The sequence below is a fragment of the Stenotrophomonas mexicanensis genome, from assembly GCF_032911605.1.
GTDB classification, from domain to species: Bacteria; Pseudomonadota; Gammaproteobacteria; order Xanthomonadales; family Xanthomonadaceae; genus Stenotrophomonas; species Stenotrophomonas maltophilia_A.
The window spans coordinates 16,273-38,662 of sequence record NZ_JAWJTG010000048.1 but is presented as its reverse complement, the minus strand read 5'-3'; the positions used below and the strand labels follow the sequence as shown (position 1 = coordinate 38,662).

The window sequence follows — 22,390 nt, the reverse complement described above, 5'->3', positions numbered from 1 at the left end:
GGCGGCCAAGCCTCCATGGACGGATTCACGGCGTCCCCTGCAAACCCCACCCGCCCGACCCACTCCATGACACGCTCTACGCGACCAACCGCAATGCGCCTACACATGCCCGGACTCCCCGCATGCCGCCCCTGCTGAAGATCCGCTCCGAGCGCGGGCAGATGTCGGCCATCGAGCGTCGCATCGCCGACTTCATCCTCGACAACGCCCACCTGCTGCGCGACTACTCGTCCCAGCAGCTGGCCAGCGCGCTCGGCATCAGCCAGTCCAGCGTGGTGAAGTTCAGCCAGAAGCTCGGCTTCAAGGGCTACCCAGACCTGAAATATTCGATCGGCCAGGACGTGGCTCGCGCCGGTGCCGATCCGCAGCAGACGCCCAGCGAACCCGACAGCGGCGATGACTACCTGCGCCTGGGCGAGGCCCTGCGCCGCAGCAAGGCACAAGCCGAAGAGGAAACCCGCCAGGCCAATCCACGCGAGGAAATCGAGCGCATCGTGCAGCTGATCGACGGCGCGCCGAAGCTGTTCGTGTACGGCCTGGGTGATGACGGCCTGTACGCGCGTGAGTTCGCCATGCGGCTGTCCCTGCTCGGGCTGCTGGTGGTGCCGCATACCGACCCGATCCTGATGCTGGCCAACCTGTCGGCGGCACGCCCGGGTGACGTGCTGTTGATGTTCTCCGAGTTCGGCAACCTGCCCCAGCTTTCGCAGTTGTCGCGCCAGTTCCAGGACATGGGTGGCAAGGTGATTTCCATCACCCGCCACACCGCCAACCCGCTGCGCGCGCATGCTGATGCAACACTGGTGGTGTGTGCGCACGACCGCACGCCGCAGGTCGCGCAGCTGCTGTACCGTAGCGCCATGCACGCGCTGCTCGATTTCCTGTTCGTGCTGCTCTGCCACGCCAATCCGGACCGCCAGCAGCAACTGGCGGTGAACCTGGAGCGGATCGACCACCTGCTGGATTCCTGACCGGAGCGCACGTTGATGAAATCGCTGGCCCGTCTCGCCACCACTGCGCTGCTGCTTGCCGCTGCGGTGTCCGTCCACGCCGCGCCGCTCGATGGTGCACGCCAGCTGATCGTGGTTACCAGCGACAACTGGGACAGCACCCAGGGGCAGCTGCAGGCCTATGTACGCGACGGCAAGGGCTGGCACGCGCACGGGCAGGCGTTCCCGGTGGCGCTCGGCCGTACCGGCAGCGCGTGGGGCCTGGGCCTGCATCCGGCACAGGGCGAAGGCCCGCAGAAGCAGGAAGGCGATGGCCGCAGCCCGGCCGGCGTGTTCGCGCTCGGCAGCGCCTTCGGCTATGCCATCACCCGCCCCGGCACCGCGATGGCCTACCAGCCCATGCTTGAAAGCAGCTACTGCATGGATGTGCCCGGCTCTCCGTTCTACAACCGCATCGTGGATGAAAAGAAGGTCGGCAGCGCCGCGGTCAAGGGCTCCACCGAGCCGATGCGGCTGGACCTGCACAACCAGGGCGACGTGCGCTACCAGGAAGGCTTCGTGATTGCCCACAACCCGGACAACCAGCCCGGCAAGGGCAGCTGCATCTTCGCCCACCTGTGGCGCGCGCCCGGTGAGGCCACGGCTGGCTGCACCGCCATGCCGCAGGCGCGCATGCAGGCCCTGCTGGACTGGTTGCGCCCGCAGGATATGCCGCGCTTCGTGCTGCTGCCGCGCGCCGAGTACAAGCGCCTGCAGGCCCAGTGGCAGCTGCCCGCACTGAGCGGAGACGCCCGTTGAGCGCGCAGGACGAACCGCAGCTGCAGCGCGCGGTCAGCCGCTGGCAGATCGTCGGCCTGTCGATCAACGATGTGATCGGCAGCGGCATCTACCTGCTGCCGGCCGCCACCGTCGCCCTGCTCGGCCCCTTCAGCCTATGGGGCGTGGTCGCCGCCGGCATCGTCGTTGCCCTGCTGGTGCTCTGCTACGCGCAGGCCGCCAGCTACTTCGATGAACCCGGTGGCAGCTACCTGTATGCCCGTGAGGCGTTCGGGCGATTCGCCGGGTTCGAGATCGGCTGGATGATCTGGTTGACCCGCATCAGCTCGGCGGCCGCATTGAGCAATGCACTGGCCGATGCGGTCGCGCGCTTCTGGCCGTGGGCCGGCGCCGGCATGGGCCGCATCGCGGTGATCGTGGTGTCGCTGGGCTTCCTCACCGGCGTCAACATCATCGGCGTGCGCTCGGCCGCGCGCACCGGCGTGGTGCTGGTGATCGGCAAGATGCTGCCGCTGCTGCTGTTCGTGGCCATCGGTGCGTTCTACATCGATCCGCAGCTGGCCTTCTCCGGCCAGCGCCCGGACCCGCATGACCTGCAGCGCATGGGCGAAGCCGCCTTGCTGCTGCTGTACGCCTACGCCGGCTTCGAGAACATTCCGGCGGCCGCCGGCGAGTACCGTAATCCGCGCCGCGATATTCCATTCGCCCTGATCACCATGATCATCACCGTCACCGTCGTCTACGGCGCGGTGCAGGTGGTGGCGCAGGGCACGCTGGCCGGCCTGGCCAGCTCGGCCACGCCGCTGGCCGATGCCGCCGCCGGCTTCGGTGGCGAGGCACTGGCGCTGATCCTGACCATCGGCGCGACCATCTCCATCCTCGGCACTAACAGCAACACGATGATGATGGGCCCGCGCTTCCTGTTCGCGCTGGCCCGCGATGGCTACGGCCCGAAGATCCTGGCCCAGGTGCATCCGCGCTTCCACACGCCGGCCGCGTCGATCCTGTGCCAGGGTCTGATCGCACTCGGCCTGGCCCTGTCCGGTTCGTTCGTGCAGCTGGCGCTGCTGTCGATGACCACGCGCCTGTTCGCCTACATCGGTACCGCCGCGGCAGTGCTGGTACTGGCCAAGCGCTACGCCGACCGCCCCGGTGCATTGAAGCTGCCCGGTGGCCCGCTTATTCCGGTGCTGGCGCTGCTGCTGTGCGTTGCGCTGTTCGCCAGTGCCAGCTGGCAGAACATCGCCGCCGCGCTGGTCGCCTTCGCCATCGGCGCAGTGATCTACAAGTTGCCGCGAAAGCCCGAACTGTAGAGTCGAGCCATGCTCGACTGGGATTTGGGGTGCATGAGTCGAGCATGGCTCGACTCTACAGACTCGCCCTTCACGCTGCCGGACCGGGCCGTTAACCGCCTCGCAGGCACGATCAGGCTTCGTCAACAACGGAGCCCTTCCATGGCCGAATACCAGATCCCCGGCCGCGTGCCGGATGACAGCACGCCGCGTGATGCAATCTCCAACTACTGGCGCGAGCGCTATACCTCTGAACCGTACTACGACGACCAGCTGTTCTTCGACGACTACGAACCGGCCTACCGCATCGGCCACGCAGCGCGTGCGCAGGACATGATCCGCGCCTACGAGGAAGTGGAACGCGAGCTGGAATCACGCTGGGCCAGCGAACGCGGCGGCAGCCGCCTGGACTGGGCGCAGGCACGCAATGCCGTCCGCCGTGGATGGGAGGAAGCGCAGCAGGTGGAACCGCGCCTGGCACGCGGCCCCTGACGGACCCGATATGCGGCAACGCCGGGCATGGCCCGGCGCTACCGTTGCTGCATCACTCCTGTTCCGGCAGAGGCGGCACGGCCGTGCTGCGCTTGCTTTCACCGCCACCGGCGGCGATCAGGTCGCGGGTGTTCTTCTGCACCGCCACCGCACCGAACAGCGACAGCGCGAAGGCCATGCCGTAGAAGCCCTTCTCGCTCAGCACCAGGGTGGCGTTCCACAGGCCAACCAGCAGCAACAACAGCGCAGACAGCAATGCGAACCAGCACAGCGCGTAGTACAGGCCACTCACCGGAATGCCCTCGACACGGTCGCGCACGCTCTTCTGCAGCGACACCGCTGCGAACAGGCCAAACAGGAGCAGGGTGAGGTAGTAGCCCTTCTCGTTCAGCGGCATCTCCGCATTGAACAGGCCTATCAGGTAGGCCACCGCGCCGAGCAGCAGGGCCACCCAGGAGGCGGCAATGAAGGCCGGCGAGGGTCGATGGATGATCGGTGCGTTCATTGCGGTTCCTTGCAGTCAGGCGGGCATGCTTTGCCCGGGCGAACCCACCCTAGACGATCCCGCCGCCGCCGCACAGGGGGAAACAGGACCTTCGGGCCAGGACCGTCACCGCCCCGGTGGTATACAAGGGAGAGCCTGGCCATCCGCATCCCCTTCCGCTGGAGATACCCATGACCCGCACGCCCCTGCTGCTCGCCCTCGGCCTGTTGCCGATCCTCGCCACCACGGCCTGCAGTGCCGCCGGCCCCGATGCCAGTGGGCAGAAAGCTGCCGCTGCCAGCACAGACGCTGCCGACCAGCGACCGTTCACCGCATCCGAAATCAGTCGTTTCGACCAGCCGTGGGCAATGACCTTCCTGCCCGATGGAAGCCTGCTGGTCACCGAAAAGCGCGGCAAGCTGCAGCATCTGGACCTGGCCGGCGGCCAGAAGCACGAGATCACCGGCGTTCCGAAGGTCGCCTACGGCGGTCAGGGCGGCTTCGGCGACGTGATCCTGCATCCGCAGTTCGCGCGCAACCATGTGATCTACCTCAGCTATGCAGAGGAAGGCACGCTGGATACCCGAGGCGCTGCCGTCGCGCGCGCCACGCTGGCGCTGGACGCCAACGGTGCCGGCCAGCTCAAGGACCTGAAGGTGATCTGGCGACAGAGCCCCAAGGTGAGTGGTGAGGGCCACTACGGCCACCGCCTCGTCTTCGGCCCGGACGGCAAGCTGTGGATCAGTTCCAGCGAGCGCCAGAAGTTCGATCCGGCGCAGGACATGGGCAGCAACCTCGGCAAGATCATCCGCCTCAACGAGGATGGCAGCCTGCCGGCCGACAACCCGTTCGCCTCGCAGGGCGGTGTTGCCGCGCAGGTGTGGTCGCTGGGCCACCGCAACATCCTCGGCATGGCCTTCGACGCCAACGGCAAGCTGTGGGCGCACGAGATGGGCCCGGCCGGTGGCGACGAACTGAACCTGATCGTGCGCGGCGCCAACTACGGCTACCCGATCGTCTCCAATGGTGACCATTACGACGGCCGCCCGATTCCTGACCACAGCACCCGCCCGGAATTCGCCGCCCCGAAGGTGACCTGGACGCCGGTGATCTCGCCGGCCGGCTTCGTCATCTACAGCGGCAACCTGTTCCCGCATTGGAAGGGCAGCGGCTTCATCGGCGGCCTGTCATCCACCTCGCTGGTACGTGTGGCCTTCGATGGCGACAGCGCGCGCGAAGCCGAACGCTTCAACATGGGCGAACGCATCCGTGAAGTGGAACAGGGCCCGGATGGCGCACTGTGGCTGCTGGAAGACGGCAACAAGGCGCGCCTGCTTAAGCTGACACCGAAGACCTGATATCGGTCGCGGCGGCCGCTGGCCGGCACGACCTTCCTGCAACGGCCCCGCATGCGGGGCCGTTCGCATTCATTGGATGGTGATGACCTTCACCTCGGTCTGCGCGCAGGCTTTGTCCAGGCACTGCCCGTTCAACCACACCTGGCCATCACCGATCATCACGCCCTGCTGGTTGACGAAGACCTTGCCGAAGTCCTGTTCGGACACCGCCTTGACCACCGCCGGCGTAATGATCTTCTCGTAGTTGCGCTGGAATTCACCAGGGCCGGTGATCTTCTTTCCGCCGGCGATATTCAGCGGGAAGCGCACCTCTTCCACCACCGCAGCGCGATCACCACCGACCACGGCGGTCTTGAAGGCGTTGAACACCTTCTCGTACTGCGCCGCATCGCCGAGCACGCTCTCGATGCGCGCACGCGCATCCTCCGCGGGCTCATCCGTAGCGGTGGGTGCAGTTGCGGCGGGTTCGGCGGCAGGCTTGGCAGGTTCGGCCGCAGGCGTCGCTGCAGCACTGGCCTCCATCGGCGGCGGTGCATCCACCGCAGGCTCGGCCGGCGGCGCCGGCTGCGAACAGGCCGCCAGCAACAGGACGGGAATCAACACAGCGATCGTGCGCATGCGCGGGCATCCATCGGTTCAAGGATGCCGATGGTAGCGCCGGGCCATGCCCGGCGTGTTTGCCATGGGTGAGGACGCCGGGCATGGCCCGGCGCTACCACCCCGCGGTCAATCCTTCAGCAGCTCGAACTGCACCGCCTCACCGGCGGCCGAGGACGCGCAGACCCACAGGTCGAACTGGCCCGGCTCGGCACGCAGCACGCCGTCGCGGCCGGTGAACGCCAACTGCTCGCGGGTCAGGGTGAACACCACCTCGGTGGACTCGCCCGGCTGCAGCGCCACCTTGCGGAAGTCCTTCAGCTCGCGCACCGGACGCACGCGGCTGGCCACGCGGTCGTGGATGTACAGCTGCACCACTTCTTCACCGGCCACGTCACCGCTGTTGGTCAGCGTGGTGGTGAGGGTCAGGGTCTCATCCCAGCCGAGCTGGGCTGCGCTCAGCTGCGGCACGCCGTAGGCGAAGGTGGTGTAGCCGATGCCATGCCCGAACGGGTACAGCGGCTCGTTCGGAATCTCGCGCCAGCGCGCCTTGAACTCCGACATGGTCGGCAGTTCCGGGCGACCGGTACGCGGGTGGTTGTAGAAGTACGGCTGCTGGCCGGACACCTGCGGGAAGCTGACCGGCAGGCGGCCCGACGGGCTGTAGTCGCCGAACAGCACATCGGCCACGGCATGGCCGGTCTGCGTGCCCAGGTACCAAGTCACCGCCACCGCCTGCGCATTACGCACGGCGCCCTGCAGGGCCAGCGCGCGACCATTGCGCAGCAGCACCACCAGCGGCTTGCCGGTCATCGCCACCGCTTCGGCCAGCGCCTGCTGTGCCGGCGGCAGGGTGATCTCGACGCGCGACTGCGCTTCGCCGCTGTAACGCTGCGGCTCGCCCAGCGCCAGCACCACCACGTCGGCGCGCAGCGCAGCGGCCACGGCCGCTTCGGTGCCACCGGGGATGGCCACTTCCAGTTCGCAGCCTGGCACGATTTCCAGCAGCGATTCATCGCCGATGGCGGCGCGCACGCCGGTTTCCAGGTCCACGTAGCGCTGCTTGTCGCCGAACAGCGTCCAGCAGCCTTCGATGTTCTCGCGGTCCTGCACGAACGGGCCGATCAGTGCGATCTTCTGCCCGGTCTTCTGCAACGGCAGCACGTTGTCGCGGTTGTTCAGCAGCACGATCGAACGGCGCGCGGCATCGCGCGACAGTGCGTCATGGTCGGCGATATGCGAGATATCGGCTTCGCGCGCCGGGTCCAGCGAACGGTACGGGTCGTCGAACAGGCCGATGGTTTCCTTCAGCCACAGGATGCGGCGCACGCCTTCATCCAGCACCGCCATCGGCACCTCGCCGCTCTCGACCAGGCCCGGCAGGTGCTCGGCGTAGAAGCCGCTCTGCATGCTCAGGTCCAGGCCGGCGGTGAACGCCTTGGCGGTGGCATCGCGGTCGTCGGCGGCATAACCGTGCGCGACCAGTTCCATGTCGGCGGTGTAATCGGAGATCACCACGCCCGGGAACTTCCACTCACCGCGCAGGATGTCGGTCAGCAGTTCGGCGTTGGCACTGGCCGGCACGCCGTTGATGTCATTGAACGAGGACATCACGGTGATCGCGCCGGCGTCGAACGCAGCCTTGAACGGCGGCAGGTGCACGTCGCGCAGGGTCTGCGGCGAGATGTCCACCATGTTGTATTCCATGCCGGCCATCACCGCGCCATAGGCGGCGAAGTGCTTCGGCGTGGCCAGCAGCGAATCGTCGGCGCGCAGGTCGCTGCCCTGAAAGCCGCGCACGCGGGCGGCGGCGAATGCACAGCCCAGCACCACGTCCTCACCGGCACCTTCGGCACCACGGCCCCAGCGCTGGTCGCGGGCGATGTCCACCGCCGGCGCATAGGTCCAGTGCAGGCCAGCAGCGGTGGCTTCGATGGCGGTGGCGCGTGCGGTGCGCTCGGCCAGCTCCGGCTCGAAACTGGCGGCCTCGCCCAGCGGGATCGGGAACACGGTACGCATGCCGTGGATGACGTCGGCGGCCAGGATCACCGGAATGCCCAGGCGGCTCTCTTCGGTGGCGACCTGCTGGATGCGGCGGCCCAGCTCGGCGCCCACACCATTGAACAGCGAGCCGACCTTGCCCTCGCGCACCTGCTGCAGCACCTGGTCGGCATTGCGCACGTTGGCTTCCGGGTTCACGTCCGGGGCGAACGGGCGGACCATGTCCGCGAAGACACCCAGCTGGCCGACCTTTTCCTCGACGGTCATCTGGGCAATGAGGGATTCGATGCGATCGGAGGCCACCGGTAGTCCTTGATGAAAACGTTTACAAGCCCGGCATTCTAGCGATCCCGGGCGATTTGGCGAGAGGTTTCTTCATTCAGTTTCAGCCACCAGCGGGGTCCGTATGGCCCCGCCGGGGGCACCGCAGCTTACTCCGAGCCGGCCAACTGGCGCTGCCCGGCCATCAACATGGCGTCGCTGGAGGCCTGGAACACGCGCAGGCCGAAGGCCGGCAGGATCGCCAGCAGGTGGTCGAAGATGTCCGACTGCACCGCCTCGTACTCGCCCCAGGCGGTACTGCGGGTGAAGCAGTACAGCTCCAGCGGCAGGCCCTCGGTGGTCGGCTGCAGCTGCCGCACCAGCAGGGTCATGTCGGTATGGATGCCCGGGTGATTGCGCAGGTAGCGCTCCACGTACGCACGGAAGGTGCCTAGGTTGGTCACCCGGCGGCTGTTGACCTCGGCCACGCCCTGCTCGCGCAGGCGCCCGTTCCACTGGCCAAGCTCCTGCTCCTTCTCCTGCAGGTAATCACGCAGCAGCGCGAACTGGCCGAGGAAGGCCAGGTCGCCTTCGTCCAGGAAGCCGACGCTGTGCTGGTCCAGGTACAGCGCGCGCTTGATGCGACGGCCACCGGCCTCCTGCATGCCGCGCCAGTTCTTGAACGACTCGGTCACCAGCTTCTTGGTCGGGATGGTGGTGATGGTCTTGTCGAAGTTCTGCACGGTGACGGTGTGCAGCGCGATATCGATGACGTCACCGTCGGCGTTCTGGCTGGGCATTTCGATCCAGTCGCCGATGCGCACACGGCCATCGCCACTGATCTGCACACTGGCCACCAGCGACAGGATGGTGTCCTGGAAGATCAGCATCAGCACCGCCGTGGCCGCGCCCAGGCCGGTGACCAGCGGGCCCAGCGCTACCCCCAGCAGGGTGGCGACGATGGACAGGCCGGCGGCCACGAACACCACGATCTTGACCACCTGCAGGTAGCCCTTGATCGGCTTGTTGCGCGCATCGGGCTTGCGCTCGTACAGGCTGTTGGCCGCGTCCAGCGCATGCGAGAACGCCATCGACACCGTGAGTACGGCCCACACGATGCACAGCTTGATGATGACCTTGACCAGGCCTTCCGGCAGATCCGGGATGAGGGTGATGCCCGAGGCGATCACCTGGCTGGGCACCACGTTGGACAGGCGCGAAATGACCCGCATCAAGTGGCTGCCGCGCCCGGACTCGGCGCCCGGCAGGCGCTGCAGCAGGCGCCGCAGGCCACGCACCAGGATGCGCTTGGTCACCCAGTTGGCCAGGCCCGCTGCGACCAGCAGCGCCGTGATCATCAACGCCAGGTAGGCGCCGGGATAGGGTTCCAGTGTGTTCTGCAGCTTTTCCAGCCACTGTACCGCCACCACCGCGTCCACCATCAGTTGTCTCCTTGCGTTGTCGTTGTTGTTGGGGGGGCCGGCCAGCGGCCGGCACTACCGGATCAGTCCCGCGAGCGCTCGATGATCACGCCCACCGCGCGCGCGCCACGCACCGCGCCCGGCTTGCTCAGTTTCAGACGCAGCCACTTCACGTCGAATTCGTCCAGCACGATCTGTGCGCAGCGCTCGGCCAGGGTTTCCACCAGGCCGAATTCCGACTCGCGCACGAACTGCTCCAGGCGCTTGCTCACCGCCTTGTAGTTCAGGGTATGGGCGATGTCGTCGGAGGCCGCGGGACGACGGTTGTCAAAGCCCATTTCCAGGTCGAACACCAGGTCCTGGCGGATCCGTCGTTCCCAATCGTAGATACCGATCAGGGCGTCGATCGTCAGCCCCTCGATGAAAACCTTGTCCATTGCGCTTAACCAGCCCGAATACAGGGGGCCATGGTAACGGCACGACGGTGAGCCTGCCCGGAACGGGCGGTGGGTGGCCGGCAGGAATGCGGCACTGGGAAAAACAAAGAGCCCCGCTAGCAGGGCCCTGGTACTACCGCTTGTCCCCGGGGTGAGCTGTTGAACAGCCGCGAGTCCCGGTGGCGCAGGCGTCGAAATTGAAGCGGGTGAGGTCTGCGGATCAAGAGGCGATTCCGACTATACCCGCATTTCCAAAAAACAAAGGGCCCTGCTAGCGGGGCCCTTTGGTACCTCTCAACGTCCTCGGGGGGAGCTGGAATCCAGCCGCGAGTCCCGAAGCACACGATGCAGATCATGACGTTCATTCCCTCGACGGTCCAGAGTCAATCGCGACATGCTGGAGGAAGCCAAGGGCAATACAGGAATTCTGCTGCCTGACGCGGCGGCATTGCCCGATATCACGCCAGCGGCAACCAGCGCAGGCTGATGATCCGCCATGTGGTCCCGCATTTGATGAGAGAGCAACGAATCCTGCAGGCAGCGCTGTCACGCCCACGGTGGGCGACGTACAAACGTATCGCGGACCGGCACTCTTTGGATGCCGCCTCGCTTTACGTATGGAACATGCAGATGTGCGGCGCGCTGCTATCCCCCCTGCACGTCTGTGAAATCGTAATCCGCAACGCGGTGGCCGCGGCGCTGGCGCATGCCTTTGGGCCGCGCTGGCCCTGGCATCCTGCACTGCTGCAGCGGATGCCAGCAGATGGCGCGTTGTCGGCCTTGCAGGATCTCCATAGACAGGCTGGTCGTCGGATGGACACTCAGGAGATCATCGCCAGCCTTCGCTTCGCGTTCTGGCAGCAGCTTTTCACGCGGCGCTTCGAGGGAGCCATCTGGACGCGGGGTTTGAAGATTGCGTTGCCGAACGCGCCACAGAATGCTCTCAGCGTGGTTCGCACGAATATCCACGCAGACATCGGGCGCATCCGCCTCCTGCGCAACCGCATCGCGCACCACGAGCCCATCCTGGAACGTGACATCGGTGCCGACCTGGCGGCGATCGGGCGGCTGATCCATGCGCGCTGCCCGCATACGCTGGGGTGGTTGCAGCGCCATGAGCGGGCGACGACGGTGTTGGCGGCGTCGCCGTTGGTACGGCGTCCGTAATGCGTTCGCCGGGTGTGGCCTGGCGCTACGGGCTCAGACCGCCGGCAGGGTCGCCATGTCCCAGCGGGGGGTGACGTCCACCTTCGGCGGGCTGTGCTGGCCGGCCTGCAGCCGCAGCGCGCCGGCGAAGGCGATCATCGCGCCGTTGTCGGTGCACAGTGCCGGCCGCGGGAAGCAGGCACGGCCGCCAAGGCGCTCGGCCATCTGCTGCAGGCGTGCGCGCAGGCGCTTGTTGGCGCCGACGCCGCCAGCCACCACGATCACGTTGGTGCCGGCCGCTTCCAGCGCGCGCTCGCATTTGATCGACAGAGTCTCGACCACGGCGTCTTCGAAGCCCCGAGCGATGTCGGCGCGGGTCTGCTCGCTCTGGTCGCTGTCGCGCCAGGCCATCAGGACCTGGGTCTTCAGGCCGGAGAAGCTGAAATCCAGCCCCGGGCGGTCGGTCATCGGCCGCGCAAAGCGGTAGACACCCGGCGTGCCCTGCTCGGCCAGCCTGGCCAGCTGCGGGCCACCCGGATAGGGCAGGCCCATCATCTTGGCGGTCTTGTCGAAGGCCTCGCCGGCCGCATCGTCCAGGGTCTCGCCCAGCAGGCGGTACTGGCCGATCGCGTCCACCGCCACCAGCTGGGTATGGCCACCGGACACCAGCAGCGCCACGAACGGCGCTTCCGGCGGGTCGTCCTCCATCAGCGGGGCCAGCAGGTGGCCTTCCATATGGTGTACGCCCACCGCCGGCACCTCCAGCGCCCAGGCCAGCGACCGCGCCACGCCCGCGCCGACCAGCAGCGCGCCGACCAGGCCGGGACCCGCCGTGTAAGCCACGCCGTCGATGTCGTCTACGCCCAGACCGGCGTCGGCCAGGGTCTGGCGTACCAGTGGCAGCAACTTGCGGACGTGGTCGCGGCTGGCCAGTTCGGGCACCACACCACCGTATTCGGCGTGCAGGGCGATCTGGCTGTAGACCGCATGGGCGCGCAGGGCCGCGCTGCCGGCCAGGTCGGTGTCATACACCGCCACGCCGGTCTCATCACAGGAAGATTCGATGCCAAGGACTCGCATGCCTGCTATTATGACGCCCCTGCCGCCCCCTCGGGGGACGTGCAGGTCTCACTGCTTTCGAACCTCTGGCCCGTATTCAGGGTTGGCCGCTTGCAGTTTGTCTATTCGCCGCTATAATGTGCGGCTCGCCGGGCGTGACCCGGTTCTACTGTGTCCCGGAGATTCCATGCCCAGCGTCAAAGTCCGCGAGAACGAGCCCTTCGAGTTTGCTCTTCGCCGCTTCAAGCGCACTTGCGAAAAGGCCGGTGTGCTGGCCGAAACCCGCAAGCGCGAGTTCTACGAAAAGCCGACCCAGGAGCGCAAGCGCAAGGCCGCCGCTGCTGTGAAGCGTCAGCTGCGCCGCTCGTCGCGCGACGTTACCAAGCGTCAGCGCCTGTACTGATCGGACGCATCTTCATTGCGATGGGCTTGCCTGTCGCGATGGAGCCGAAGCCGGCACGCGCGAGCGTCGCCGGCTTTTTGCGTTTCCGGGTTCGGGCATCCGCCCCGCCCCACCTACTACCACGAGGTTCCTCATGAGCATGAAGCAGCAGCTCACCGAAGACATGAAGGCCGCCATGAAGGCGGGCGAGAAGCACAAGCTGGGCGTGATCCGCCTGATCAACGCCGCCATCAAGCAGCGCGAAGTGGACGAGCGCATCGAGCTGGATGACACCGCCGTGATCGCCGTGCTCGACAAGATGGTCAAGCAGCGCAAGGACTCGGTCAGCCAGTTCGAAGCCGCCAACCGCGAGGACCTGGCCGAGATCGAGCGCGCCGAGATCGTGGTCATCGAAGCCTACCTGCCGGCCAAGATGGGCGAAGCCGAGATCGTCGCCGCGATCCAGGCCGCCATCGCCGAGACCGGCGCTTCCGGTCCGGCCGACATGGGCAAGCTGATGGGCGCACTGAAGCCCAAGCTCGCTGGCCAGGCCGACATGGGTCTGGTCTCCAAGCTGGTCAAGCAGCAGCTGGCGTAAGCCATTGCCGGGGTCGGATCCCTTTCGCATCGCGGAAGGGCTCTGACCCCATTGATGCACCCGCTTCACCGCACCTTCGACCCCCGGCTGCTACAACATCCCCATGGTCGAGCAATCGCACTCCCCCGCCGACACGCGTCCCCACGGCATTCCCGCACGGCTTCGCCACTACGCTGACCGCCTGCAGGACAGCTTCCCGATGGCCGTCGCCAAGCGCTTCGTCGAAATCGACGTGCTGACCCAGGCCGCCTCGGTCTCCTTCTACGCCCTGCTGTCGATGGCACCGCTGCTGGTGCTGCTGCTGTGGCTGACCGCCTCGCTGTACCCACCGGCACAACAGACGTTGATCAGCCAGATCGGTTCGGTGGCCGGCAGCAGCGTGGCCAGCGTCGCCGACACCGTGCTGCACAACGCCAACAGCCAGCCCAGCGTCGGTTCATTGGCCGGGCTGTGGAGCACGCTGCTGCTGTTCATCGGCGCCACGGCGGTGTTCGCCCAGCTGCAGAACGCGCTGAACCGGATCTTCCACACCAGCGGCCAGCGTCTGGAAGGCATCAAGGCCTGGCTGCGCAAACGCGTGTTCTCGTTCGGCGTGGTGCTGGCACTGGGCTTCCTGCTGATCCTGTCGATGACCGCCACCACCGCACTGCAGGTGGTGTTCGCGCAGCTGCCCTCGGTACTGCCGGCAATCGGCTACCTGACCTCGCTGCTGCTGTACACGCTGGCCTTCGCCTTCCTCTACCACTACCTGCCGGACCGCCGCGTGGCCTGGCGCCAGGCCTTCATCGGCGGTGCCATCACCTCGGTGCTGTTCACCCTCGGCCGCTATGGCATCGGCGTCTACATCGCCACGGTGGCCCCGGGCAGCGCCTACGGTTCGATGGGCGCGCTGGTGATCTCGCTGGTCTGGATCTACTACGCCACCGCCGTGTTCTTCGTCGGTGCGTTGATGACCGCGGTGATCGACGAACGCCAGCATGCACGGGCGCAACTGGCCAGGGCCGGGGCCGATGCGGAACAGGCCAGCCCCGGCACCGCCAGCGAGTAAACTAGGGGAACCTGCCGCCCCTGCTGCGCGCCCTGCGGCCGCGCCCCGTTCTGTTGCCCATGGCCCGTATCCCCGACGCTTTCATCGATGATCTGCTGGCCCGCTCCGACATCGTCGAGGTGGTGGGCAGCCGCGTGCCGTTGAAGCGACAGGGCAAGGAATACGCAGCGCGTTGCCCGTTCCATGACGAGCGCTCGGCGTCGTTCACGGTCTCGCCCACCAAGCAGTTCTATCACTGCTTCGGCTGTGGCGCGCACGGCACCGCGATCAGCTTCCTGATGAACTACGACCGCCTCGAATTCCTCGACGCGGTGGATGAACTGGCCAAGCGCGCAGGCATGGAAGTGCCGCGCAGCGAGAATCCGCGCAGCCCCCAGCAGCAGGACGACAGCCGCGAGCTGTACTCGGCGCTTGAGGCGGCCACGAAGTTTTTCCAGAGCAACCTGCAGGGCAGCGACAAGGCCCGCAGCTACCTGGATGGCCGCGGCGTGGATGAAGAGAACCGCGCGCGCTTCCAGATCGGCTACGCGCCGGATGGTTACAGCGGCCTGCGCGATGCGCTGGGCAAGGACGAGCGGCGGATGAAGCTGCTCGACCGCGCCGGCCTGTTCTCCAAGAACGATCGCGGTCACGTCTACGACAAGTTCCGCGACCGGGTGATGTTCCCGATCTTCGACCGCCGCGGCCGGGTGATCGCCTTCGGTGGCCGCGTGTTCGAGAAGGACGACGGCCCCAAGTACCTCAACTCGCCCGAGACCGCGCTGTTCCACAAGGGCCGCGAACTGTACGGCCTGTGGCAGGTGCGCCAAGCCAACCAGAAGATCGAGCGGCTGATCGTGGTCGAGGGCTACATGGACGTGGTCTCGCTGTTCCAGTTCGGGGTCACCCAGGCGGTGGCAACGCTGGGTACCGCAACCACGCCGGACCATGCCGAGCTGCTGTTCCGCAACGCACCGGATGTGTTCTTCTGCTTCGATGGCGACGCCGCCGGCCGCCGCGCCGGCTGGAAGGCGCTGGAGTCGGTGCTGCCACGCATGAAGGATGGCCGCCAGGCCTTCTTCCTGTTCCTGCCCGATGGCGAAGACCCGGACACCATCGTGCGCAAGGAAGGCGCCGAGGCCTTCAACGAACGCCTGAAGCAAGCCACCCCGCTGTCGCAGTTCTTCTTCGACGAGCTCACCCGCGAGATCAACCTGGGCACGCTCGATGGCAAGGCGCGCCTGGCCGAGCGCGCAAAGCCGATGCTGGCGCAGATTCCCGACGGCGCCTTCGGCGACCTGATGAAGCAGCAGCTGGCGCAGCTGACCGGCCTTGGCGGCAATGCCCAGGCAGCGCGCGCACCGATGCCGCAACGCCAGCCGCAGCGGACGATCCAACCCGTGGCCAAGCGCAGCCTGGTACGCGGCGCGATCGCCGTGCTGCTGCAGCAGCCGTCGCTGGCGCTGACGCTGGGCGGCAAGCACCACTTCCAGGGCCTGCGCCTGCCGGGCGTAGAGCTGCTGCTGGAGCTGCTGGACCTGGTCGAGCAACGTCCGGACATCAGCACCGGCGCACTGCTGGAGCACTTCGACGGGCGTGAGGAACAGGCGTCACTGCACACGCTGGCCGCGCAGACGATGCCCGGCGACGACGCGATGTGGACCCAGGAACTGCACGATGCCGTGGCCCAGCTGGAGAAACAGCTGCTGGTGCAACGTCTGGAGGAGTTGTTGGCAAAGCAGCGCCAACAGGGTCTGGACGATACTGACAAATACGAACTGCGCGAGCTGCTGAAGGCGCGGGCCGGACTGCGCCTGTAGCGGGCAGAACGTTTTCACGGAGAGGACCATGCTGCTGCGCCTGACCTGCCTGCTGTTGTTGTCGCTCTGCCTGCCGCTGACGGCCCTGGCCGAGGACGCGCCCCTCAACGAAGTCCGCCCCGGCCTGTATGCCGGCGGCCAGCCCAGCGCTGTACAGCTGCAGGCCTTGGCCACGCAGGGCGTGCGCACCGTGATCGACCTGCGCCAGCCCGACGAGGACCGGGGTTTTGACGAAACCCGCGTCGCCGAATCACTGGGCCTGCGCTACGTACGCATTCCGGTGGCCGGCGCCGACGGCCTGGATGCAGCCAACATCCGTGCCGTGCACCAGGCCCTGCAGCAGAGCCAGGGGCCGGTGCTGCTGCACTGTGCGTCCGGCAACCGCGCCGGTGCCGTGCTCGGCCTGGTCAATGCACGCTACGAACATGCCAGCCCGGAACAGGCCCTTCAGCTGGGCCAGCGTGCTGGCCTGAAGTCGCTGGAAGCCGCCACCCGCCAGCGCCTGGCCACGCCGGTCACCTCGCCATGAACCCTCCGCACCAAGGACTCTGCCCACCATGACCCGCTGGTGGTCGCGCCTGCGACCGGACAACTTCACCCTCGCCCTGCTGTGCACCGTGGGCCTGGCCTCGCTGCTGCCGATGAAGGGCGCCGCCGCCATCGTCCTCGATGACGTCACCACCGTCGCCATCGCCGCGCTGTTCTTCCTGCATGGCGCGCGCCTGCCGCGCGAGTCGATCATCGGCGGCATGCTGCACTGGCGGCTGCACCTGACCATCCTGGCCTGCACCTTCATCCTGTTCCCGCTGCTGGGGCTGATGTTCAAGCCACTGTCGGGCTGGCTGCTGACGCCGGAGCTGTACCTGGGCGTGCTGTTCCTGTGCACCCTGCCCTCCACCGTGCAGTCGTCCATCGCGTTCACCTCGATGGCACGCGGCAACGTACCCGCTGCGGTGTGCAGCGCCTCGCTGTCGAGCATCCTCGGCGTGTTCCTGACCCCGCTGCTGCTGACCGCACTGGCCGGTACCTCCGGCGGCGTGCACGACCCGCTGCATGCGATCGGCGGCATCATGCTGCAGCTGCTGGTGCCGTTCGTGGCCGGCCACCTGCTGCGGCCGTGGATCGCCGGCTGGGTGGAGAAGCAGCGCGCGCTGCTGCGCTACACCGACCAGGCCACCATTCTGCTGGTTGTGTACTCGGCCTTCGGCGAAGCCGTCACCGAGGGCCTGTGGAGCAAAACGCCGCTGCTCTCGCTGCTGGCCGTGGCGGTCGTGGCCGCCGTGCTGCTGGGCATCGCGATGCCGCTGATCACCTTCATCGCGCGTCGCCTGCGCTTCAACCGCGAGGACGAGATCGCCATCGTGTTCTGCGGTTCGAAGAAGAGCCTGGCCACCGGCGTGCCGATCGCCAAGGTGTTGTTTGCGGGTGGCAGCCTCGGCGCGATCGTGCTGCCGGTGATGATCTATCACCAGATCCAGCTGATCGTCTGCGGCGTGATCGCGCAGCGTTACGCGCGGCGCAAGCCCTGACCATCGGGGAAATCATCCACGCATGGCGTGGATCTACTGTGGTGCCGGGCCGATGCATCATCCGATGCCCGGGTAGATCCACGCCATGCGTGGATGCCTCAGCCCGTCACAACCAGGGCAGGATCCAGTGGTCCACCAGCAGGAAGGCGAACAGCGCCATCAGGTAGACGATGGAGTAATAGAACATCTTCATCGAGAACAGTTCGTCCGGCGGATTGAGCATGCGCCAGGCGTACCAGAGGAACACCGCATTGAGCACGATCGCGCCGCCCAGGTAGAACGCACCGCTCATGCCCACCAGGTACGGCAGCAGACAGACCAGCGCCAGCACCACCGAATACACCATGATCTGCTTGCGGGTGTGCACCACGCCGTGGGTCACCGGCAGCATCGGAATTTCCGCCTTGGCGTAATCCTCGCGGCGGAAGATCGCCAGCGCCCAGAAGTGCGGCGGCGTCCAGATGAAGATGATCAGCACCAGCAGCGACGAGTACGCCCAGTCCGACGAACCCTGCATGCCGGTCACCGCAGCCCAGCCCAGCATCGGCGGCATCGCGCCGGCCAGGCCACCGATGACGATGTTCTGCGAGGTCGCGCGCTTGAGGTACACGGTGTAGATCACCGCGTAGCCGATCAGCGAGGCGAAGGTCAGCACGGCGGTGATCAGGTTCACCCACAGCACCAGGATGACCATCGACAGCACGATCAGCACGCCGGCGAACACCAGCACCTGCCACGGCTTGACCTTGCCCACCACCAGCGGACGCCACGATGTGCGCGCCATCTGCGCATCGATGTGCGCATCCAGCAGCTGGTTGATCGCCGCGGCGGCCGAAGCGGCCAGCCAGATACCGAGGAAGCCGAGCACGCCTGCGCGCACCTGCTCCCAGCTGGGCACGCCGGGGATGGCCAGGACCATGCCGACCAGGGCGGTGAAGACAATGAGGGCAACGACCTTGGGCTTGGTCAGGTCCCAGTACTGGCGGTAATTGGAAAACATGGAATCAGTCCGGGGCACGCAGGCGGGCCAGCAGGCTGACCAGCACGAACAACAGGGCAACGGCCACGCCGTTGTGGGCCACCGCCACTTCCAGCGGCAGCGCCAGCTTCACATTGAGGATGCCGAGGGTGACCTGCAGCACCAGCAGCGCGATCAGCGCGCTGGCCCAGCCACGCATGCTCGGCAAGCGGAACAGGCGCACGCCCAGCCACAGCAGGTAGACGGCCACCACCACCGCGAACAGGCGGTGTGCCATCTGGATGGCGATGCGCGAGGCGCCATCCAGCACGCCGCCTTCGTAATCCACGCCGATGCCACGCCACAGGGTGAAGCCTTCGACGAAGTTATGCTGCGGCCACCACTGGTTGGCGCAGCGCGGGAAGTTGTCCAGCGAGGCACTGCCACCGCCGCAGGCCAGCGCCGCGTAATTGGCGCTGACCCAGCCCCCCAGCGCGATCTGGCTGACCAGCACCGCTACGCCGATGCGCAGCAGCCACTTCAGCTTCGGCGCCTCGGCCAGGGTGATCGGCATGTGCGTCGCGCGCCAGGCCATCCACACCAGCAGGCCGAACATCAGCATGCCACCGAGCAGATGGCCCATCACTACGATGGGTTTGAGCAGCAGGGTCACCGTCCACATGCCCAGCAAGGCCTGGAAGATCACCACCGCCAGGGTCAGCAATGCAGCGCGCGCCAGGTCGATGTTGCTCCAGCGCAGCGCGGCGATCAGCAGGATCGCCTCACCGATCAACGCCAGCACGCTGGCCGTGCCATGCCAGCCCATCATGTACAGCGGTATGCCGGCGGCCACCAGCACGCAGGCGGTCACCACCGCCGTGCTTCCGAATCGCCGCTTGCGCGTGGCCAACAGGGCCAGGGTCAGGATCTCGATGCCCAGCGCGCCAGCCAGGAAGCGGTGCACCTGCTCACGCCAGGCCTTGTGGGTCTCCAGCGGGCGGATCTCCGCCGCCGGGTGGCCGATGGTCTCTTCCACGTGCTGCGGCCAGGTGGCCTGGCCATAGCAGGTCGGCCAGTCCGGGCAGCTCAGGCCGGCATCGGACAGGCGCACGAAGGCGCCGAACATGATCGTGCTCGCGGTCATGATCATGGCGAACCACGCCAGGCGGTGGAAATTGCGGTGCAGCGCCGGACGCGCGGAAAGGCTCATCAAACGGGACTCACTTCAGTTTCAGCAACGTGGCCATGTCCTTGCGCAGGCCACCGAGGTCGCTGCCCGGGGCATGACGCATGATCACGAAGCCGTTCGGATCGATCACGTAGACCGGCAGGCCAGCCGGATCGTCGACGCCGGGCAGGGCCGCGCGCAGTGCTGGCGACGGAGCCAGCGGCCGCAGCGCGGGCAGCGAGGCGATCGACGCCGGTGGCGTTCCCAGCCACAGGATTTCGACATTATCGGCGTTATGGCCGAACAGCTGCCACACCTTGCCCAGTCCCTGCGACAAAGTGACGCACTGCGCGTCGCAGGCACCGGCCGGCGCCACCAGCAGGCGCCAGGTACGGGCCTCGGGGTTCCAGGCGTAGGGCTGGCCGCTGGCCAGGGTCGGCGCCTGCTGGCGCAGGTCCACCGGCGGCTTCAGCAGCTGGCCGGCATTGCGGTGCCCGGTAGGTTGCCAGCCGGAGAAGCGCAGCACGGCGGCCAGTGCCATCGCCCCGAAGAACACGGCAAACAGCAGCACCAGGGTCCGGCGGCCGGAGCCGCGCGCCTGCGGGGACGTAGCAGTGTTCATGCGGGGCATTTTCTCATGGTTGGGTAAGGGATGCGGGTGTGGTGCCCCGGTAGTGCTCGCCGCTGGCCGGCATCCAAGAATCCGAGGGGATGCCGGCCAGCGGCCGGCACTACCGGGCCACGGCACGTCTCCTGCGCCACTCCAGCACCAGCGCGACCACCAGCACGGTCAGGGCCAGGCCGAACCACTGCACGGCGTAGCCCAGGTGACGCTGCGGCGGCAGCGTGTTCGGCAGCAGGTCCAGATCGCGTTCGTCGCCGAATGGCAGTGCCGGGTCCAGGCGCAGGACGCGTTCGGGTAACGCCTGCAGCCCCAGCGCGCGCGCCAGGCCTTCGGCGGGCAAACGGCTGGCCAGCCAACGCCCGGCCTCATCGGTAGCGGAGAACGCCGGGCCCAGTGCCAGTCCCGCCGACGGCGGCGGCGCCAATAACCCACGCACCGCCACCGGCGAAGGCGGCGCCGGCACATCCGGCAGCGTGCGATCCGGCGGCAGCGCGCGCCAGCCGAGGTCGACCAGCAGCACGCTGCCTCGGTCACTGCGGAACGGACGATAGATCTTCACCCCGGCGCGACCATGCCGGGTCTGGTTGTCCAGCAGCACCACGCCGGGCAGGAAGCGGCCGTGGTCGGCCACGCCATGCAACGCGCCGGGCGCCGCCAGAGCCTGCGCCAGTGGCAGCGCCTGTGCCACGGCTGGACCTTGTGCATCCAACATTGCCTGTTTGGCATGCATGCGCTGCAGCTGCCACAGCCCCAACGCGGTGAAAGCAGCCATTGCCAGCAGCGCCAACAGCCAGCCGATCAGGCGCGTGTGCTGGCGCATCATGACAAGTCCGCGCAAACGCGGTCAGATAGGCCCATCCACCCTGCCCTCGAGCCGCGCATGAGTGATTCGCTGAAGACCCTGCTGGTAATCGCGTTTCTGATCGTCATCGTCTGGAATCTGGGCGCCGGCCTGTATTACCTGCTGGTCGACCGCGGCCAGACCAAGCGCACGGTCAACGCACTGACACGCCGCATCGGGGTGTCGGTGGCCTTGATCGTACTGGTGATCGTGAGCATCTACATGGGCTGGATCAAACCGCACGGCATCGGCGGCTGAGGCCACCGATACGTGCGCGGTCAAAGCACGTAGACGAACATGAAGAGCATCAGCCACACCACGTCGACGAAGTGCCAGTACCACGCGGCGGCTTCGAAACCGAAATGGTTGTCGCGGGTGAAGTGCCCCTTGGCCGAACGCAGCCACATCACGATCAGCATGATCGTGCCCAGCAGCACGTGCGCGCCGTGGAAGCCGGTCAGCATGAAGAACGTTGAACCGTAGATGCCCGAACCGAGCGTCAGGTTCAGTTCCTTGTAGGCGTGGATGTACTCCTCCGCCTGCAGGGTCAGGAAGCCGAGGCCGAGCACCACGGTCAGGCCCAGCCAGATCAGCAGCTGGCGGCGGTTGCCCGCCTTCAGCGCGTGATGGGCGATGGTCAGGGTCACGCCGGAGGTCAGCAGGATCAGCGTGTTGATCAGTGGCAGGCCCCAGGCCGGGATGGTCTGGAACGCGCCACCGATCGCCGCCGGGCCATTGGTCGGCCATCCGGCGGAATAGCCCTGCCAGAGCAGCTCGTTGGTCATCACCCCGCGGCCTTCGCCGCTGAGCCACGACAGGCCCAGGTTGCGGGTGTAGAACAGCGCGCCGAAGAACGCACCGAAGAACATCACTTCGGAGAAGATGAACCAGATCATCCCCATCCGGAACGATCCATCGACCTGATGGTTGTAGTTGCCGGCCTGCGATTCGCGCACCACGTCGCTGAACCACCAGAACAGGGTCAGCACCAGCATCGCGATGCCGATGTAGAACGTCCAGCGTCCCCAGCTGGCATCGTTGAGCCAGCTGGCCACACCGACCATGGTCACCATCATCGCGATGGAACCCACGAACGGCCATTTGCTCTGGGCCGGGACGAAGTACACGTTGGCGTCGGTCGGTGTCTGGGCCATGTCGGTATCCGGG

The 22,390-nt window shown here is 66.9% G+C and carries 24 protein-coding genes; 13 read left to right on the top strand and 11 right to left on the bottom strand.

The features are described from left to right. Positions 1 to 122 precede the first annotated feature (122 nt). From R1L06_RS17530 to R1L06_RS17515, 4 genes are all read left to right on the top strand, one after another. A complete protein-coding gene (locus R1L06_RS17530; RefSeq protein WP_317218334.1) occupies positions 123 to 971 on the top strand; it encodes a MurR/RpiR family transcriptional regulator in 849 nt (282 codons plus the stop codon). A gap of 15 nt (positions 972 to 986) precedes the next feature. Further along, positions 987 to 1,748, top strand: coding sequence for a L,D-transpeptidase family protein (locus R1L06_RS17525; RefSeq protein ID WP_317218333.1), 762 nt, complete (start codon positions 987 to 989; stop codon positions 1,746 to 1,748). Beyond that, the gene (locus R1L06_RS17520) at positions 1,745 to 3,040 is read left to right on the top strand and encodes an APC family permease (protein WP_317218332.1); all 1,296 of its coding nucleotides are present in this window, start codon (positions 1,745 to 1,747) and stop codon (positions 3,038 to 3,040) included. The genes R1L06_RS17525 and R1L06_RS17520 overlap by 4 nt, the downstream gene beginning before the upstream one ends. 141 nt (positions 3,041 to 3,181) lie before the next feature. Beyond that, positions 3,182 to 3,511, top strand: coding sequence for a hypothetical protein (locus R1L06_RS17515; RefSeq protein ID WP_317218331.1), 330 nt, complete (start codon positions 3,182 to 3,184; stop codon positions 3,509 to 3,511). Between the two features lie 52 nt (positions 3,512 to 3,563). Here the strand turns inward: R1L06_RS17515 and yiaA are convergent, their stop codons facing one another. Beyond that, positions 3,564 to 4,016, bottom strand: coding sequence for an inner membrane protein YiaA (yiaA, locus tag R1L06_RS17510; protein WP_032130378.1), 453 nt, complete (start codon positions 4,014 to 4,016; stop codon positions 3,564 to 3,566). 170 nt (positions 4,017 to 4,186) lie between these two features. Here yiaA and R1L06_RS17505 point away from each other — a divergent pair, with 170 nt between their 5' ends. Then, positions 4,187 to 5,353, top strand: a complete 1,167-nt coding sequence (locus tag R1L06_RS17505) for a PQQ-dependent sugar dehydrogenase (protein ID WP_317218330.1) — start codon at positions 4,187 to 4,189, stop codon at positions 5,351 to 5,353. Between the two features lie 69 nt (positions 5,354 to 5,422). Here R1L06_RS17505 and R1L06_RS17500 read toward each other — a convergent pair whose 3' ends face one another. The 4 genes from R1L06_RS17500 to folB all read right to left on the bottom strand — a co-directional run bounded on the left by R1L06_RS17500 (position 5,423) and on the right by folB (position 10,070). After that, positions 5,423 to 5,971, bottom strand: coding sequence for a hypothetical protein (locus R1L06_RS17500; RefSeq protein WP_317218329.1), 549 nt, complete (start codon positions 5,969 to 5,971; stop codon positions 5,423 to 5,425). 108 nt (positions 5,972 to 6,079) lie between these two features. Next, a complete protein-coding gene (locus R1L06_RS17495; protein WP_317218328.1) occupies positions 6,080 to 8,254 on the bottom strand; it encodes a glycoside hydrolase family 3 N-terminal domain-containing protein in 2,175 nt (724 codons plus the stop codon). A gap of 128 nt (positions 8,255 to 8,382) precedes the next feature. After that, positions 8,383 to 9,654, bottom strand: a complete 1,272-nt coding sequence (locus R1L06_RS17490; RefSeq protein ID WP_317218327.1) for a mechanosensitive ion channel family protein — start codon at positions 9,652 to 9,654, stop codon at positions 8,383 to 8,385. Positions 9,655 to 9,716: 62 nt separating this feature from the next. Beyond that, positions 9,717 to 10,070, bottom strand: a complete 354-nt coding sequence (gene folB / locus R1L06_RS17485) for a dihydroneopterin aldolase (protein ID WP_025878255.1) — start codon at positions 10,068 to 10,070, stop codon at positions 9,717 to 9,719. Positions 10,071 to 10,556: 486 nt separating this feature from the next. Between folB and R1L06_RS17480 the strand changes: the two genes are divergently transcribed. Further along, the gene (locus tag R1L06_RS17480; protein WP_317218326.1) at positions 10,557 to 11,237 is read left to right on the top strand and encodes a hypothetical protein; all 681 of its coding nucleotides are present in this window, start codon (positions 10,557 to 10,559) and stop codon (positions 11,235 to 11,237) included. Between the two features lie 33 nt (positions 11,238 to 11,270). On the opposite strand, the gene tsaD is transcribed toward R1L06_RS17480, so the two are convergent. Continuing rightward, positions 11,271 to 12,296 (bottom strand): tRNA (adenosine(37)-N6)-threonylcarbamoyltransferase complex transferase subunit TsaD, encoded by a 1,026-nt coding sequence (gene tsaD / locus R1L06_RS17475; protein ID WP_088479116.1) that lies wholly within the window; start codon positions 12,294 to 12,296, stop codon positions 11,271 to 11,273. A 166-nt stretch (positions 12,297 to 12,462) separates the two neighbouring features. Here tsaD and rpsU point away from each other — a divergent pair, with 166 nt between their 5' ends. The 6 genes from rpsU to R1L06_RS17445 all read left to right on the top strand — a co-directional run bounded on the left by rpsU (position 12,463) and on the right by R1L06_RS17445 (position 17,631). Then, positions 12,463 to 12,678: a 30S ribosomal protein S21 gene (gene rpsU / locus R1L06_RS17470; RefSeq protein ID WP_002808376.1), complete on the top strand. Its 216-nt coding sequence runs from the start codon at positions 12,463 to 12,465 to the stop codon at positions 12,676 to 12,678. 133 nt (positions 12,679 to 12,811) lie between these two features. Then, complete coding sequence (locus tag R1L06_RS17465; protein WP_004153909.1) at positions 12,812 to 13,255, top strand: GatB/YqeY domain-containing protein; 444 nt, start codon at positions 12,812 to 12,814, stop codon at positions 13,253 to 13,255. Positions 13,256 to 13,358: 103 nt separating this feature from the next. Next, positions 13,359 to 14,303: a YihY/virulence factor BrkB family protein gene (locus R1L06_RS17460; RefSeq protein WP_050509858.1), complete on the top strand. Its 945-nt coding sequence runs from the start codon at positions 13,359 to 13,361 to the stop codon at positions 14,301 to 14,303. Between the two features lie 59 nt (positions 14,304 to 14,362). Further along, on the top strand, positions 14,363 to 16,102 hold the full coding sequence (gene dnaG, locus R1L06_RS17455; RefSeq protein ID WP_049401637.1) for a DNA primase: 1,740 nt from the start codon (positions 14,363 to 14,365) through the stop codon (positions 16,100 to 16,102). 28 nt (positions 16,103 to 16,130) lie between these two features. After that, positions 16,131 to 16,631, top strand: coding sequence for a protein tyrosine phosphatase family protein (locus tag R1L06_RS17450; protein ID WP_317218325.1), 501 nt, complete (start codon positions 16,131 to 16,133; stop codon positions 16,629 to 16,631). Between the two features lie 28 nt (positions 16,632 to 16,659). Further along, complete coding sequence (locus R1L06_RS17445; protein ID WP_049449416.1) at positions 16,660 to 17,631, top strand: bile acid:sodium symporter family protein; 972 nt, start codon at positions 16,660 to 16,662, stop codon at positions 17,629 to 17,631. A 106-nt stretch (positions 17,632 to 17,737) separates the two neighbouring features. On the opposite strand, the gene cyoE is transcribed toward R1L06_RS17445, so the two are convergent. From cyoE to R1L06_RS17425, 4 genes are all read right to left on the bottom strand, one after another. Further along, complete coding sequence (gene cyoE / locus R1L06_RS17440; protein WP_010484229.1) at positions 17,738 to 18,631, bottom strand: heme o synthase; 894 nt, start codon at positions 18,629 to 18,631, stop codon at positions 17,738 to 17,740. A 4-nt stretch (positions 18,632 to 18,635) separates the two neighbouring features. Then, entirely contained in the window at positions 18,636 to 19,799 is a 1,164-nt protein-coding gene (locus tag R1L06_RS17435; protein ID WP_317218324.1) for a COX15/CtaA family protein, read from the bottom strand. Between the two features lie 10 nt (positions 19,800 to 19,809). Beyond that, positions 19,810 to 20,379: a redox-active disulfide-containing membrane protein gene (locus R1L06_RS17430; protein ID WP_317218323.1), complete on the bottom strand. Its 570-nt coding sequence runs from the start codon at positions 20,377 to 20,379 to the stop codon at positions 19,810 to 19,812. 109 nt (positions 20,380 to 20,488) lie between these two features. Beyond that, complete coding sequence (locus R1L06_RS17425) at positions 20,489 to 21,205, bottom strand: SURF1 family protein (RefSeq protein ID WP_317218322.1); 717 nt, start codon at positions 21,203 to 21,205, stop codon at positions 20,489 to 20,491. A 57-nt stretch (positions 21,206 to 21,262) separates the two neighbouring features. Here R1L06_RS17425 and R1L06_RS17420 point away from each other — a divergent pair, with 57 nt between their 5' ends. Beyond that, on the top strand, positions 21,263 to 21,481 hold the full coding sequence (locus R1L06_RS17420; RefSeq protein WP_010484233.1) for a twin transmembrane helix small protein: 219 nt from the start codon (positions 21,263 to 21,265) through the stop codon (positions 21,479 to 21,481). Positions 21,482 to 21,501: 20 nt separating this feature from the next. On the opposite strand, the gene R1L06_RS17415 is transcribed toward R1L06_RS17420, so the two are convergent. Next, the gene (locus R1L06_RS17415) at positions 21,502 to 22,377 is read right to left on the bottom strand and encodes a cytochrome c oxidase subunit 3 (protein ID WP_005412024.1); all 876 of its coding nucleotides are present in this window, start codon (positions 22,375 to 22,377) and stop codon (positions 21,502 to 21,504) included. Positions 22,378 to 22,390: the final 13 nt, after the last annotated feature.